The organism is Pseudomonas sp. 2VD (genome assembly GCF_005503585.1).
GTDB lineage: Bacteria > Pseudomonadota > Gammaproteobacteria > Pseudomonadales > Pseudomonadaceae > Pseudomonas > Pseudomonas aeruginosa.
In genome coordinates this window covers 1-13,376 of sequence record NZ_SCND01000006.1, presented here as the reverse complement: position 1 = coordinate 13,376, position 13,376 = coordinate 1, and the positions used below count along the sequence as shown (strand labels likewise).

15 protein-coding genes are annotated in these 13,376 nt (G+C 68.5%); 5 read left to right on the top strand and 10 right to left on the bottom strand.

Features of this window, described 5'->3' with window-relative positions:
* Positions 1 to 4 precede the first annotated feature (4 nt).
* Positions 5 to 844 (bottom strand): alpha/beta hydrolase family protein, encoded by an 840-nt coding sequence (locus tag FFS27_RS01300; RefSeq protein ID WP_021264484.1) that lies wholly within the window; start codon positions 842 to 844, stop codon positions 5 to 7.
* Positions 845 to 955: 111 nt separating this feature from the next.
* On the opposite strand from FFS27_RS01300, the gene FFS27_RS01295 reads away from it, so the two are divergent.
* The 3 genes from FFS27_RS01295 (at position 956) to FFS27_RS01285 (ending at position 3,730) form a co-directional block, all read left to right on the top strand.
* Positions 956 to 1,549, top strand: a complete 594-nt coding sequence (locus tag FFS27_RS01295; protein WP_021264483.1) for a TetR family transcriptional regulator — start codon at positions 956 to 958, stop codon at positions 1,547 to 1,549.
* 221 nt (positions 1,550 to 1,770) lie between these two features.
* Positions 1,771 to 2,250 carry a hypothetical protein gene (locus FFS27_RS01290; protein WP_003082640.1) on the top strand — a complete coding sequence of 160 codons (480 nt, stop codon included), beginning with the start codon at positions 1,771 to 1,773 and terminating at the stop codon, positions 2,248 to 2,250.
* A gap of 205 nt (positions 2,251 to 2,455) precedes the next feature.
* Positions 2,456 to 3,730 carry an outer membrane protein transport protein gene (locus tag FFS27_RS01285; RefSeq protein ID WP_003133490.1) on the top strand — a complete coding sequence of 425 codons (1,275 nt, stop codon included), beginning with the start codon at positions 2,456 to 2,458 and terminating at the stop codon, positions 3,728 to 3,730.
* Positions 3,731 to 3,788: 58 nt separating this feature from the next.
* Here the strand turns inward: FFS27_RS01285 and FFS27_RS01280 are convergent, their stop codons facing one another.
* The 3 genes from FFS27_RS01280 to FFS27_RS01270 form a co-directional block, all read right to left on the bottom strand.
* A complete protein-coding gene (locus FFS27_RS01280; RefSeq protein WP_003086801.1) occupies positions 3,789 to 4,343 on the bottom strand; it encodes a glutathione peroxidase in 555 nt (184 codons plus the stop codon).
* A gap of 164 nt (positions 4,344 to 4,507) precedes the next feature.
* Positions 4,508 to 5,707, bottom strand: coding sequence for an MFS transporter (locus FFS27_RS01275; protein WP_034013872.1), 1,200 nt, complete (start codon positions 5,705 to 5,707; stop codon positions 4,508 to 4,510).
* 73 nt (positions 5,708 to 5,780) lie between these two features.
* Positions 5,781 to 6,230 (bottom strand): MarR family winged helix-turn-helix transcriptional regulator, encoded by a 450-nt coding sequence (locus FFS27_RS01270; protein ID WP_003082614.1) that lies wholly within the window; start codon positions 6,228 to 6,230, stop codon positions 5,781 to 5,783.
* Positions 6,231 to 6,360: 130 nt separating this feature from the next.
* Here FFS27_RS01270 and FFS27_RS01265 point away from each other — a divergent pair, with 130 nt between their 5' ends.
* Positions 6,361 to 8,181: an acyl-CoA dehydrogenase C-terminal domain-containing protein gene (locus FFS27_RS01265; protein WP_137951914.1), complete on the top strand. Its 1,821-nt coding sequence runs from the start codon at positions 6,361 to 6,363 to the stop codon at positions 8,179 to 8,181.
* Positions 8,182 to 8,211: 30 nt separating this feature from the next.
* On the opposite strand, the gene FFS27_RS01260 is transcribed toward FFS27_RS01265, so the two are convergent.
* A complete protein-coding gene (locus FFS27_RS01260) occupies positions 8,212 to 8,772 on the bottom strand; it encodes a TetR/AcrR family transcriptional regulator (protein WP_003163469.1) in 561 nt (186 codons plus the stop codon).
* 118 nt (positions 8,773 to 8,890) lie between these two features.
* Between FFS27_RS01260 and FFS27_RS01255 the strand changes: the two genes are divergently transcribed.
* Entirely contained in the window at positions 8,891 to 10,396 is a 1,506-nt protein-coding gene (locus tag FFS27_RS01255; protein WP_137951913.1) for an MFS transporter, read from the top strand.
* On the opposite strand, the gene FFS27_RS01250 is transcribed toward FFS27_RS01255, so the two are convergent.
* From FFS27_RS01250 to FFS27_RS33475, 5 genes are all read right to left on the bottom strand, one after another.
* On the bottom strand, positions 10,359 to 11,096 hold the full coding sequence (locus FFS27_RS01250; protein ID WP_003082605.1) for an adenosylcobinamide-GDP ribazoletransferase: 738 nt from the start codon (positions 11,094 to 11,096) through the stop codon (positions 10,359 to 10,361). The two genes, FFS27_RS01255 and FFS27_RS01250, sit on opposite strands and share 38 nt — an antisense overlap.
* 2 nt (positions 11,097 to 11,098) lie before the next feature.
* The gene (gene cobC / locus FFS27_RS01245; RefSeq protein WP_021263940.1) at positions 11,099 to 11,683 is read right to left on the bottom strand and encodes an alpha-ribazole phosphatase family protein; all 585 of its coding nucleotides are present in this window, start codon (positions 11,681 to 11,683) and stop codon (positions 11,099 to 11,101) included.
* Positions 11,680 to 12,735, bottom strand: a complete 1,056-nt coding sequence (gene cobT, locus FFS27_RS01240) for a nicotinate-nucleotide--dimethylbenzimidazole phosphoribosyltransferase (protein WP_034013871.1) — start codon at positions 12,733 to 12,735, stop codon at positions 11,680 to 11,682. The genes cobC and cobT overlap by 4 nt, the downstream gene beginning before the upstream one ends.
* On the bottom strand, positions 12,732 to 13,253 hold the full coding sequence (cobU, locus tag FFS27_RS01235; RefSeq protein WP_003162533.1) for a bifunctional adenosylcobinamide kinase/adenosylcobinamide-phosphate guanylyltransferase: 522 nt from the start codon (positions 13,251 to 13,253) through the stop codon (positions 12,732 to 12,734). Before cobU ends, cobT begins: the two co-directional genes overlap by 4 nt.
* On the bottom strand, positions 13,246 to 13,376 hold a 131-nt coding region (locus FFS27_RS33475; RefSeq protein WP_256659432.1), incomplete at its 5' end, for a hypothetical protein. The genes FFS27_RS33475 and cobU, both read right to left, overlap by 8 nt.

Sequence of the window (13,376 nt, the reverse complement as noted above, 5' to 3'; positions counted from 1 at the left end):
CGGCTTACGCCGCGTCGGGCAGCTTCCTGAAGTAGTCGAGCAACTCCTTCTGCAACGCCTCGTTGCGGAACAGCCCGAAATGCCCGACCGCCCCCTCCGACCGCTCCTTGCGACGCAACTCCAGGCGCGCCGCGGCATAGACCTGGTGAAGCTTTTCCGCCGCAGCCCAGGGCACGTAGTCGTCGTCCTCGAACAGGAAGCTGGCGACGGGGATGTCCAGCGCCTCGTAACCCTGCCGCCGCAACCCGAAGCGCGGTGCCAGGAGGTAGTCCGGCTGCCGCACCCAGCGCGCCCAGTCGCGCATGAAATGACTCGGCATATCCAGGCTGCCGAGGCCGAAGAAACGGCTGGGAAAGCGGCGGAGCAGTCCGGTCAGTAGCGGCACCACCACGCAGAACAGGCCGAACATCTGCCAGCGCTGCCTGCCTCGCCAGCGCCTCCAGTACGGAAACGAACCGGCGACGAACGCGGCGCCGCTCAATCCGCTGGCCTGTCCAGCCAGACCGAGCAACTGCGCGCCGATGCTGTGGCCGACGAAATAGCGCGGTAGCTCCGGCGCGTGCGCTCGGCACCAGGCCAGCGCCGCATCGATGTCCTCGCGCCCCCAGTCGGCCAGGCGATAGCTAGCCGCGGCCGGGTCGTCGCCTTCGCTGCCGCGGTAGCTGAACAACAGCACCTCGTAGCCGGAAGCCGCGGCCAGGACGGCGAAGCGCTGGTAGAAGGCGCGCCTGACGCCGAGCGCGCAGGCCACCACGATGCTCCCCTGCGCATCGCCGACGGCCGGGAAGTGGTCGCCGACCAGGCGCACACCGTCACGGCAGGCGATCTCCACTGCGGTACTCATTCGCGCTCTCCTTTGCCGTGCGGGCTCGAGCAGCCGGGACGGACGCAATGCTCGACGGATCGCCAGGCGTGCTAGCATGAACATACCGACGGTATGTAAGAAGGCAACAGTATGAATATCAAGAGCAGGCAGCAGGAAAATGCCGAGGCGACCCGCGAGGCGCTGCTGGAAAACGCCCTCTCCGCCTTCATCGAACATGGCTATGGCGGCGTCTCCATCGACGCCATCGCCCGCGAGGCGCGCGTGACCAAGGGCGCGTTCTACCACCACTTCGGCAGCAAGCAGGAACTGCTCGCCGAATGCTACGAACGCCAGGTACGGACGATCGCCGAGGACCTGGACAGGGTGCCGGCGCAGGTCGACAAGTGGGCGGAGGCCGCCGCGCTGGCCGAGGCCTTCATCGACAGCGTGATGGCGCGCGGCAAGCGGCAACTGTCGCTGCAGGAGGTGATCACGGTCGTCGGCTGGGAGCGATGGAAACGCATCGACTCGCGCCATACGCTGCGCTACGTCGGGCGTCTGGTGGACGAACTGGCGGCCAGTGGCGAACTCAAGGACTACCGCCGGGAAACCCTGGTCGGCCAGCTCTACGGCTTCCTTACCCAGGCCGCGATGAGTCTTCGCGATGCACGCAACAAGCGGCAAGCGGCCAATGAAGTGAAAGCCATCATCCGCGACTTCCTCTACAGCCTGCGCAGGGGCTGAGAATGCCGCCCAGCACAAGCGAAGCAAGGACGCGCCGGTTTAATTTCCAGCGGGCATATCAGCCGTTCTCTAAAGCTGGAAACAATTTAAAAACAGTCCTTTACAGCTGACTTGTTTCACTACACTTCAAATCAAGCGGCTAAGTCCGCTATCGGCGGGGCCATCGGAATAGAAGCTGCCAAACTGCCCGGCCCCGCCGATCCACCTTGCGCGAGGCCGTCATGGGTATTTCCGCCAACGATCTTTGCCAGCACGTGATACGCCCGACCCTGGACTACCTGTCCTGCCACAGCCCCGCCGCCGAAGCGCTGCTGCTGGGCGCGGCGGCCTGCCAGTCGGCGCTCGGGAGCGCCCTCGACGACCGCCGTGGCCACGGCCTGTACCGCATCGCCAGCGAACGCCACCAGCAGCTCTGGGACCAGTACCTGGCGCTGGACCCGGAGCGCGCCAGCCGGGTCCGCGGCCTGGCCAGCCAGCATGCCTTCCTCGCCGCGCCGCACCTGGAACTGACGGTGAACCTGCGCTACAGCACGGCCATCGCCTGGTCGCTGGTGGAAGCCGCGCGACTGCCGCTGCCCGACCAGCACGACCACCTCGCCCAGGCTCGCGTGTGGCGCCAGGTATTCCAGCCGCACGGTCGCCTGCACGAGTTCATCGACGCCTGGCAACGCTGCATCGGCAGCCTCAGCCAGGTCGCCTGACGGCGAATGGAAAAATCCCGCGTCCGAAACAGACCAACCGGTCAGAAAATTTTTTACATACAGACACGAACGGTTGCGCTACCTTCGCTTCACTGGCACCGGAGCCAACCGCTCTGTTCCGCACCCTGCGGAACTTCGGAACACTGGCGCCGGTCTGGGAATCTTGGTAGTTTGCGCGCCGTTATACACAGGAGTTGCTCCAACAATGAAAACAATATGGTTTAAAACCTCTCTCGCACTGACCATTAGCGCTGTCTCGACCTACACCCTCGCCAACGGCATCGCCATCAACGAACAGAGCGCCAGCGGCGCCGGCACCGCCTACGCCGGCCGCGCCTCGTCCGCGCTCGATGCCAGCACCATCTACGGCAACCCGGCCGGCCTGTCCAAGCTGAAACGCACCGAAGTCAGCGGCGGTCTGGCCATCGTCAAGGCCAAGGACGACATCAGCCAGGCCCACAGCACCGCCCAGGGCAGCAACAAGGGCGACTCGGTACCGCTGGCCGCCGTACCGTTCGGCTACTTCTCCACGCCGATCAACGAAGATTTCACTTTCGGCCTGGGCATCTACGTGCCCTACGGCATCATCAACGATTACGAAAACGGCTTCATGGGCAGTTCCCACGGCTCCTATAGCAAGGTGCAGGTGATCACCGTGCAGCCGACCATCGCCTGGAAGATCAACGACAAGGTTTCCGTCGGCTTCGGTCCGACCTTCAACCGCATCGACGGCCAGTTGAAGAACACCCTGGCCACCAATGGCCTGCTCGGCAGCAACGGCGATACCAAGATCAACATCAAGGGCGACGACACTGCCATCGGCTACAACGTCGGCGTGATGGTCGACCTGACCGACGACACCACCTGGGGCCTGACCTACCACTCCAAGGTCAAGTACCACCTGGGCGGCAACACCGAAGTGAAGAACGCTCCGGGTGCCCTGGGCCTGAACGGCAAGTACGATGCCAAGCTGGACATCACCCTGCCGGAGTCGGTGGATACCTCCATCACCCACAAGTTCGACGACAAGTGGACGGGCTACCTGGGCGCCGTCTGGACCCGCTGGAGCCGCCTGGAGAAGATCGAGGTGCGCAACAGCGGCGTACCGGCGCTCGGCCAGGCCCTGGGCTTCAACACCATCGGCGAAGACCTGAACTGGCGCGACACCTGGTCCTTCTCGGTAGGTACCTCCTACCAGGCCACCCCGGAGTGGGTGCTGCGCACCGGCTTTGCCTACGAGCCCTCGCCGACCACCAACGAGGACCGCAACGTGCGCATCCCGGTGGGCGACCGCAAGGTCTTCACCGTCGGTGCCGGCTGGTCGCCGAACCAGGACCTGACCGTCGACGTGGCCTACGCCTACCTGTGGGAAACCACCGCCGGCGTCAACCAGGAAGGCAGCGCCCTGCAGCCGGCCTACAGCGCCAAGTACGACAACAGCGCGCATGGCCTGACCGCCCAGGTCACCTATCGTTTCTGATCGCACGCGCCAACGAAAAAGCCGGGCATTGCCCGGCTTTTTCATGCCTGGCCGACCCTCAGGGCTGGCTGGCGATGGCCTTCTCGATGGCGGCCTGGAGCTGCGGATCGTCCGGGGTGGTCTTGCTGGAGAACTGCGCGACCACCCTGCCCTGGCGATCCACCACGTACTTGTAGAAATTCCAGCGCGGCGCCTGGCCGCTCTGCTCGGCCAACTGGCGGAACAGCGGGATCGCCTCGTCGCCGCGCACGTGCTGCGGCTGGGTCATGGCGAAGGTCACGCCGTAGTTGCCATAGCAGATCTTCGCGGTCTCGGCGGTATCCGCGGCTTCCTGCTTGAAGTCGTCGGAGGGTACCCCGAGCACTTCCAGGCCCTGCCCCTTGTAGCGCTGGTAGAGCGCCTCAAGCCCCTTGAACTGCGGGGTGAAGCCACAGTGGCTGGCAGTGTTGACCACCACCAGCGGCTTGCCGGCGTAACGCTGGCAAAGATCGATGCTTTCCTTGGAACGCAGCTTGGTCAACTGGCCCTGCAACAGTTCCGGGCAATCGGCGGCCCAGCCGCTCAGCGGCAGCCCGGCGAGCGCCAGGGCGGACAACAGCACGCGAGGTTTCATGGAATGGCTCCTTGGCGACGAATGTCCCAGCTTACCCTTCCCCGCGCCTATCGCCACCTATCAGCATGCGCCCATGCCCAGTTCCAGCAGCGCCAGTCCGCCACGCTGCCAGCCCCACCAGGCGAGTCCCAGCAGCGCCCCGGCGGCGAGCAGCCAGGCCAGCTTCACGCCGCGCCTCCGGCCACCTGCAGGCGCGCCACCGGACGCTCGCGCACCGGCCAGTTGAGCAGCGCCGCGAGCAGGCTTAGAAGGATCGACAACTGCCAGACCAGGTCGTAGCTGCCGGTGCGGTCGTAGACCACCCCGCCCAACCAGCCGCCGAGGAAGGCGCCCAACTGGTGGAAGAGGAACACGATGCCGCCGAGCATCGACAGGTTGCGCACGCCGAACAGGGTCGCCACGGTGCCGTTGGTCAGGGGCACCGTGGACAGCCACAGCAGCCCCATGGCCACGCCGAAGGCGTAGGCGCTGTAGACGCTCAGCGGCAGCCAGAGGAACAGCACGATCACTACCCCGCGCACCAGGTACAGCGCGGTCAGCAGGCGCGGCTTCGACCAGCGCCCGCCGAGCCAGCCGGCGATGTAGGTGCCGAACACGTTGAACAGCCCGACCAGCGCCAGCACCGTGGTGCCGACCTGCGCCGGCAGGTGCTGGTCGACCAGGTAGGCCGGCAGGTGTACGCCGATGAACACCACCTGGAAGCCGCAGACGAAGAAGCCCAGCGCCAGCAGCCAGAACCCGGAATTCGCGCAGGCCTCGCGCAGCGCTTCGCCGAGGCTCTGTTCGTGGCCCTGCGGCGGCAACGGGCGATCCTTCATCAGCCCGGCCAGCGGCACGATCAGCGCCACCAGCAGGCCCAGGGCGAGCAGGGCCGAGGACCAGCCCAGCCAGCCGATCAGGCCGAGGGTACCGGGCAGCATGGCGAACTGGCCGAAGGAGCCGGCCGCGCTGGAGATACCCATCGCCATGCTGCGCTGCTCCGCCGACACTGCGCGGCCGACGGCGCCGAGGATCACCGAGAACGAGGTGCCGGAAAGGCCCAGGCCGATCAGCAGGCCGGCGCTCAGCGACAGCCCACTGGCCGACTGCGAGAGTCCCATCAGGACCAGGCCGAGGGCGTACAGCAGGCCCCCGACCAGCACCGCCCGCGCCGCGCCGTAGCGGTCGGCGAGCGCCCCGGTGAACGGCTGGGCCAGGCCCCAGACCAGGTTCTGCAAGGCGATGGCGAAGGCGAAGACTTCGCGGCCCCAGCCGAAGTCGGCGCTCATCGGCGCGAGGAACAGGCCGAAACCATGTCGCACGCCGAGGGACAGGGCGAGGATCAGGGCTCCGGACAGCAGGATCCAGAAGGCGGCACGCGGCATGGGTCGCTCCATCTACGGGTATATACCCGCTTTATCGTGAACGAAGCGCCTCGGCGAGAGGCTTCGTCGGTTGTCAGTCCAGTCGCTCCAGTTCCACCAGCAACGCCGCCAAGGCGCCGCTGCGCTCCTCGCCAAGGCGCCCGGCGAGACGCCGCTGCGCGTCTTCCCAGGCCGGCGTTCCGCGTTCCAGGGCATCCAGCCCGGCAGGCGTCAGCTCGACCAGGCGGTTGCGCTGGTCCTCGCCACCGGTCAGGCGCAGCAGGCCGTCGCCTTCCAGCACCCGCAGGTTGCGACCGAGGGTGCTGCGGTCGAGTCCCATGGCTTCGGCGAGTTCGGAAATGCTCGGCCGGTCCAGGCGCCGCAGGTGCCGCAGCAGGGAAAACTGCGCCACCTTGAGGCCGGTATCGGCCAGCGCCTCGTCGTAGAAGCGGGAAACGCTGCGGGCGGCGCGACGCAGTTTGGTACAGAGGCATTGGGTCGGTAGCATGGATGCGTGTATATACCCGTACCTCTCGTCGGTCAAGCGGATTGTCCGAACTGCCAACGCCGTCTGTTGCCCCTGCCAAGGCCGGACGCCGGGCGCTGGCCTATAACTCGCGCTGTCAGCGGCGACCGGGAGCACCCGGCGCCCTCCATCCATCGCCGAGGTAGCCATGCCCGTTTACAAAGCCCCGCTGCGCGACACGCGCTTCCTGCTCAACGAAGTCTTCGATTTCCCCGAGCATTACCGCAACCTCGTCAACGGAGCCGAAGCCACGCCGGACATGGTCGATGCGATCCTCGGCGAATGCGCGAAGCTCTGCGAGGAAGTGATCGCCCCGCTCTACCACAGCGGCGACGAGGAAGGCTGCCACCTGGAGAACGGCGAAGTACGGACGCCGAAGGGCTACAAGGAAGCCTACGAGGCCTATGTCGCCGGCGGCTGGCAGGGCCTCTCGCACCCGGTGGAGTACGGTGGCCAGGGCCTGCCGATGAGCCTCGGCGCGCTCAAGCAGGAGATGATGGGCACAGCCAACTGGCCGTTCTCCATGTATCCCGGCCTCTCCCTCGGCGCGATGAACACCCTGATGCAGCACGGCACCGAGGAACAGAAGCAGACCTACCTGGTTCCGCTCACCGAGGGCCGCTGGGGCGGCACCATGTGCCTCACCGAGCCGCAGTGCGGCACCGATCTCGGCCAGGTGAAGACCCGCGCCGAGGCCAACCCCGACGGTAGCTACGCCATCAGCGGGACGAAGATATTCATCTCTTCCGGCGAACACGACCTGACCGAGAACATCGTCCACATCGTGCTCGCCCGCCTGCCGGACGCACCGAAGGGCACCCGCGGCATTTCCCTGTTCATCGTGCCCAAGTTCCTTCCCGGCGAAGGCGGCGCGCTCGGCCCGCGCAACGGCGTGAGTTGCGGCGCGCTGGAGAAGAAGATGGGGATCAAGGCCTCGGCCACCTGCGTGATGAACTTCGACGGCGCCACCGGCTTCCTCATCGGACCGCCGAACAAGGGCCTGGAATGCATGTTCACCTTCATGAACAGCGCCCGCATCGGCACCGCCATCCAGGGCGTGGCCACCGCCGAGCTGGCCTACCAGGGCGCCCTCGCCTACGCCCGCGAACGCCGCTCCATGCGCGCGCTCTCCGGGACCAAGGAACCCGACCAGGTCGCCGACAGCCTGATGCACCACGGCGACGTGCGGCGCATGCTGCTGACCCAGAAGGCCATCGCCGAAGGCGGCCGGGCGCTGGTCTACCTGGCCACCCAGTACGCCGACCGGATGATCCAGGGCATCCTCAGCAACGACGACGCCGAATACGAACGCTGGGACGACAAGCTCGGCTTCCTCACGCCGATCCTCAAGGGCTGCCTGACCGAACTCGGCCTGGAAAGCGCCAACCTCGGCATGCAGGTGTTCGGCGGCCACGGCTATATCCGCGAACACGGCATGGAGCAGATCGTCCGCGACGCGCGGATCGCCACCCTCTACGAAGGCACCACCGGCATCCAGGCCCTCGACCTGCTCGGCCGCAAGGTCCTGCTGATGACCCAGGGCAAGGCCGTGCGCGACTTCACCAGGGGCGTGACCCGGTTCGCCGTCGACCTGCTGAAGAACGAGCCGCGCATGCGCGGCCGCGCCCTGGTGCTGCTCAAGCTCTGCGCCCAATGGAACCTGCTGACCCTGCGCATTGCCCTCAGCGCGCGCAAGCAACGCGATCTGGTGAGCACCGCCAGCCACGACTACCTGATGTTCTCCGGCTACGCCACGCTGGCCTATTCCTGGGCCCTCCAGGAAGCCGCTGCGCGCCGGCGACTGCGCCAGGGCGGCAGCGAGTCGGCGGACTTCTACAAGGCCAAGATCGCCACCAGCGAGTTCTACTTCGCCCGCCTGCTTCCGCGCGCCAAGGGCCACGCGGCGGCGATGGCGAAGCCGACCGGTTCGATCATGGACCTGAAGAGCGAGCACTTCGCCTTCGACTGAGGCGACCACCCGCAGCGCGCCAGCGGAGCCTCAGTCTCCGCTGGCGCCAGCCGGGGTCAGCAACAACGCACGAACGTCGTCGAGCATCGAGTCCCATTCCTCCTGGCCAATGTCCATCAGGCGGAAGTAGCGCAACATGAAGGCGCCCTCCACCGCCAGGAACGCCAGGCGCGCACGGCGCCCCTCGGGTGCGGACAGGTCCAGGCCTTCCAAGCGGCTGCGATACCACTGGTTGCTGCCCTCCAGGTGCTCGGGCGTCTGGATCAGCGCCGCCATCAGCGCCGCCGCCTTGCTGCTGGACAACTCGTCCGAACGCTGGGTCGCCTCGGCATGCGCGCGAACCCGCGTCAGCGGCGTCGGCTGCTTCCCCGCCACCGCTTCGAACAGGCTGTCGTAGGCCTTGCCCCAGCGCTCGAAGATCGCGTCGATCAGCGCGTCCTTGGTACCGAAGCAGTACTGCACGCCGCCCTTGGTGATGCCCATTTCCTTCGCCACCGCATCGATGGTCAGGCCGGCCGCGCCCTCGCGGGCGATCACCGCCTCGGCGGCATCGAGCAACTGGTCGCGGTCGATCGTTCGTCGGCGTCCCATGGCTACCTCTTGAGTTTAAATCCATACGTATGTATTTATATTTTCACGCGTCCGCCCGTGGCGCGCAATTCCCGTTATCCACGGCGAGCGAAGAACCGTTCGCCACAGAGGTTATCCCATGTTCCGGCAGAACCGCTGGCTGGTCCTGGCCATCGTCTCCAGCGCCCTGTTCCTCATCATCATCGACATGACCGTGCTCTACACGGCCCTGCCGCGCCTGACCCACGACCTCGGTGCGACGGCCGCGGAGAAGCTCTGGATCGTCAACGCCTATCCGCTGGTGGTCGCCGGCCTGCTGCCCGGCGCCGGCTTGCTCAGCGACCGCCTTGGCCACAAGCGGCTGTTCCTCGCCGGCCTGCCGCTGTTCGGCCTGGCCTCGCTGTGCGCCGCCTTCGCCCCCAGCGCCGCGGCGCTGATCGCCGCCCGCGCCGGGTTGGCGGTGGGCGCGGCGCTGATGATGCCGGCGACCCTGTCGATCGTCCGCCATGTCTTCCAGGACGAACGCGAACGCGCTCTGGCCATCGGCATCTGGGCCTCCGTCGCCTCTGCCGGCGCGGCGCTGGGGCCGGTGGTCGGCGGCGTGCTGCTGGAGTTCTTCTGGTGGGGCTCGGTGTTCCTCATCAACGTCCCGGTGGTGGCCATCGCCCTGTTGCTGGCGCTGCCGGCCATCCCCGCCTGCGGCGGCCAGTCACGGCGACCATGGGACGCCCTCGGCTCGCTGCAGGTGATGTTCGGCCTGGTCGGGGTGGTCTATGCAATCAAGGAACTCAGCGCGCGCGCCCCGGACTTCGGGCTGGCCGTCCTCGCCGCGCTCGGCGGCATGCTCTGCCTGTACCTGTTCGTCCGCCGCCAGCGCCGCGCCCGCGAGCCGATGATCGACTTCGCGCTGTTCCGCAACCGGCGCTTCGCCCGCGGCGTCGCGGTGGCCCTGGTGGCGACCATGGCGCTGGTCGGCATGGAACTGGTGTTCAGCCAGCACCTGCAACTGGTGCAGGGCCTGACGCCGCTGAAGGCCGGCCTGTTCGTCCTGCCGATCCCGCTGGCCTCGCTGGTGGTCGGGCCGCTGGCCGGCTGGCTGGTGCCGCGCTGGGGCGAGAACCGGGTGATGTGCGCCTCCCTGCTGCTCGGCAGCGCCGGATTGCTCGGCCTGGCCCTGTCCTACCAGTCCGCCACCGGAGCGCAACTGGCCAGCCTGGTGCTGCTCGGCGTCGGCTTCGGCGGCGCGATGACCGCCGCCTCCACCGCGGTGATGCTCAACGTGGACGAACAGAGTTCCGGAATGGCGGCCGCCATCGAAGACGTGTCCTACGAACTGGGCGGGGTGATCGGCGTGACCCTGCTCGGCAGCCTGATGAGTTTCGTCTACGGGATGTCGCTGAGGCTGCCCTCGGCCGAGCTGCCGGCGCGGGTCCGCGACAGCCTCGACGACGCCCTGTTGGTCGCCGAGGGCCTGGCGCCGGAGGTCGCGTCGCGGCTCGTCGAGCTTGCCCGGCAGGCTTTCGACCAGGCCTTCGTCGCCGTGCTACTGGCCGCCGCCGCGCTGCTCTTCCTCATCGCCATGGCGGTCCTGCGCCAGCCGCGTCCGGCTACAGAGCCAGCGCCACCAGCACCGCACACTCGGTAAGTTCGACCAGCGCGCCGGCGGTGTCCCCGGTGGTGCCGCCGAGGCGCGCGAGGAAACGGCTGCGCAGCCAGGCGAAGAGCATCAGCGTCACCAGCAACGCCAGCAGGCCGGCCAGGCCGAACGCCAGGGCCAGGCCGAAACTCACCCCCAGCACCCACGGCAGGCTGCGCGCCGGCAGGTGCTCGGCGATGGCCTGGCCGAGACCGCCGGGGCGCGCGTAGGGCGTGGTCAGGAACAGCAGCGGCAGGCTGCTGCGCGCCAACCACGGGGCCAGCGGCAACAACCCGGCCTCGCCCTGGCCGAGCAGCGCCGCCAGGGCGGAGAACTTCAACAACAGGACCAGTACTAGGACCACCACCGCCACCGGGCCGCTGCGCGGGTCCTTCATGATCGCCAAGGTCCGCTCGCGGTCGCCCAGCCCGCCGATCCAGGCGTCCGCCATGTCGGCCAGGCCGTCCAGGTGCAGCGCGCCGCTCAGCGCTACCCACAGGCTCAGCAGCAAGGCTGCCTGCAACAGCGGCGGCGTACCGTCGAGCGACCGCGCCGCGGCGTACAGCACGACGCCGATCAGCACCCCGACCAGTGGATAGCAGAGCACCGCGCGGCCGAACTGTTCCGGCGTCGGCATCGCCGACAGGCGCACCGGCAGGCGGGTGAGGAACTGCAAGGCGACCAGCAGTGAGCGCAAGGCTTCGCGCATGGCTATTCCCCTTCCCGGCATTCGTGCCAGCGATCGTCGCCCTCTCCGGCGCGCAGGCCGAACAGTGCGCCATGACCGACGTCCACCTGCAGCAAGCGCTCGCGCGGCAAGCCACGGGCGCGAGCGAGCAACAGACGGATGACGCCGCCATGGGTCACCAGCAGCACACGACGGCCGGCATGACGCTGGAGCAGGCGTCGCTGGGCGGCCAGCACCCGCGCCTCGAACTCGGACAGCGGCTCGCCGCCCGGCGGGGTAAAGGCGTAGGGATCGGCCCAGAAGCGGCCGAGCGCCTCGCTGTGGCCGTCCATCAGGCTGGCCGCCGAGCGCCCCTCCCAAGCGCCGAAATGCAGTTCGCGCAGATCGTTTTCCAGTTCCAGCTCGATCCCCTGGCGCTGCGCCAGTTCCTCGGCGAAGGCGCGGCAACGTTGCAATGGCGAGCTGACCAGCAGGTCCCAGCGTCCGCCTTCCACCGCCGTGCGCATCTGCGCCCAGCCACGCGCGGTCAAGGCGTCGTCGAGGCTGCCGCGGAAACCGCCGCCGGACTCGGTTTCGCCATGCCGCAGGAGGTCCAGGCGCAGGCTCATGCCGGGCGGTCCGAGACCGCCGCTTCGGCGAAGGTCGCCATCCCCGCGTGCAGCGCGCAGGCCTGGCGCAGCAGCGGCACCGCCAGAGCCGCGCCGCTGCCCTCGCCCAGGCGCAGGCCGAGGTCGAGCAGCGGTTGCGCCGCCAGGGCTTCGAGCACATGCCGATGGCCCGGCTCGGCACCGCTGTGGGCGAACAGCAGCCAGTCGCGGCAGGCCGGGTTCAGGCGCACCGCGCAGAGCGCCGCGACGCTGCAGATGTAGCCGTCGACCAGGGCGACCATGCCTTTCTGCGCGCAGGCCAGGTAGGCGCCGGCCAGCGCGGCGATCTCCAGCCCACCGAGACGGCGGAGGGTTTCGAAGGGGTCGGCGCTATGGGCGCCGTGCAGGGCCAGGGCGCGCTCGATCACCGCGGTCTTGTGCGCCACGCCGCTGGCGTCCAGCCCGGTTCCCGGCCCGACCAGCGCGCTCACCGGCGCATCCAGCAGCGCGCAGGCCATGGCCGCCGCCGCAGTGGTATTGCCGATGCCCATCTCGCCGCCGATGAACAGCTGGCTGCCGGCCTGCTCGGCGCGGCGCACGCTTTCGCGCCCGGCCTCGAGCGCCAGCAGGCACTGTTCGGCGCCCATCGCCGGGGCCTCGACGAAGTTCGCGGTACCCGCCGCCAGGCGCAGGTGGCGCACGCCGGGCAAGGCTTCCAGGGGGACGGCGGTGCCCAGGTCGACCACCTCCAGGCCGGCGCCGAGTTCGCGCGCCAGCACGCTGATCGCCGCGCCGCCGCGGACGAAGTTGCGCAGCATCTCGCCGGTGACCGCCTGCGGATAGGCCGAGACGCCCTCGGCGACCACCCCGTGGTCGCCGGCGAAGACCGTCACCCAGAGCCTCTCCAGGCTCGGTCGTTCGCGCCCCTGCAACGCCGCCAGGTCGATCGCCACCTGCTCCAGGCGGCCCAGCGAGCCGCGCGGCTTGGTCAACCGGTCCTGGCGTTCGGCCGCGCGCCGGCGCATCTGCGGGTCCGCCTCGCGGCAGGTGTCGCGCCACCATTGCAGACTCATAGCGGTTCTCCTTTCAACGGCATGGGCAGGCCGGCGACGGTGAAGGTCACCCGTTCGCAGCGTTCGGCGATGGCCTGGTGCAGCCAGCCGGCCTCGTCGACGTAGCGCCGGCTGAGTTCGCCCAGCGGCACCACGCCGAGCCCGGTTTCGTTGCTGACCAGGATGATCCGTCCCGGCAGCGCGCCGAGACATTCCAGCAGCGCCTCGCGCTCGCCGTCGAGACGCTGGGGATCGTCGCAGAGCAGCAGGTTGGTCAGCCACAGGGTCAGGCAGTCGACCAGCAGGCAGCGTCCGGCCTCGGCCTCGCTGCGCAGCGTCGCCGCCAGCGCCAGGGGCTCTTCCAGGGTTCGCCAGTGGGCCGGGCGGCGCGCGCGGTGCTCGGCGATGCGCCGGCCCATTTCGCCGTCGCCGGCCTGGGCGGTGGCGATGTAGCTCACCGCCAGCCCGCTCTCGGCGGCCAGGCGCTCGGCCAGGCGGCTCTTGCCGGAACGGGCGCCGCCAAGGATCAGGTCACGCATGGGGTTCTCCGCAGAGGGCGAGCAATCGCCCGGTATCCAGGTGGCGCTCGACCAAGTCGGCGAGCCGCTCGATGTCGCGTTCGCGCAAGGCCTGGTAGTCCACCGCCTGGACCTCGCGCAGGC

Excerpts from the sequence above, each read along its gene's own strand:
- FFS27_RS01300 (WP_021264484.1), bottom strand. The coding sequence starts at position 844 with ATGAGTACCGCAGTGGAGATCGCCTGCCGTGACGGTGTGCGCCTGGTC.
- FFS27_RS01255 (WP_137951913.1), top strand. The coding sequence starts at position 8,891 with ATGTTCCGGCAGAACCGCTGGCTGGTCCTGGCCATCGTCTCCAGCGCC.
- FFS27_RS01290 (WP_003082640.1), top strand. The coding sequence starts at position 1,771 with ATGGGTATTTCCGCCAACGATCTTTGCCAGCACGTGATACGCCCGACC.
- FFS27_RS01250 (WP_003082605.1), bottom strand. The coding sequence starts at position 11,096 with ATGCGCGAAGCCTTGCGCTCACTGCTGGTCGCCTTGCAGTTCCTCACC.
- FFS27_RS01285 (WP_003133490.1), top strand. The coding sequence starts at position 2,456 with ATGAAAACAATATGGTTTAAAACCTCTCTCGCACTGACCATTAGCGCT.
- FFS27_RS01295 (WP_021264483.1), top strand. The coding sequence starts at position 956 with ATGAATATCAAGAGCAGGCAGCAGGAAAATGCCGAGGCGACCCGCGAG.
- cobU (WP_003162533.1), bottom strand. The coding sequence starts at position 13,253 with ATGCGTGACCTGATCCTTGGCGGCGCCCGTTCCGGCAAGAGCCGCCTG.
- FFS27_RS01275 (WP_034013872.1), bottom strand. The coding sequence starts at position 5,707 with ATGCCGCGTGCCGCCTTCTGGATCCTGCTGTCCGGAGCCCTGATCCTC.
- FFS27_RS01280 (WP_003086801.1), bottom strand. The coding sequence starts at position 4,343 with ATGAAACCTCGCGTGCTGTTGTCCGCCCTGGCGCTCGCCGGGCTGCCG.
- FFS27_RS01265 (WP_137951914.1), top strand. The coding sequence starts at position 6,361 with ATGCCCGTTTACAAAGCCCCGCTGCGCGACACGCGCTTCCTGCTCAAC.
- cobC (WP_021263940.1), bottom strand. The coding sequence starts at position 11,683 with ATGAGCCTGCGCCTGGACCTCCTGCGGCATGGCGAAACCGAGTCCGGC.
- cobT (WP_034013871.1), bottom strand. The coding sequence starts at position 12,735 with ATGAGTCTGCAATGGTGGCGCGACACCTGCCGCGAGGCGGACCCGCAG.
- FFS27_RS01260 (WP_003163469.1), bottom strand. The coding sequence starts at position 8,772 with ATGGGACGCCGACGAACGATCGACCGCGACCAGTTGCTCGATGCCGCC.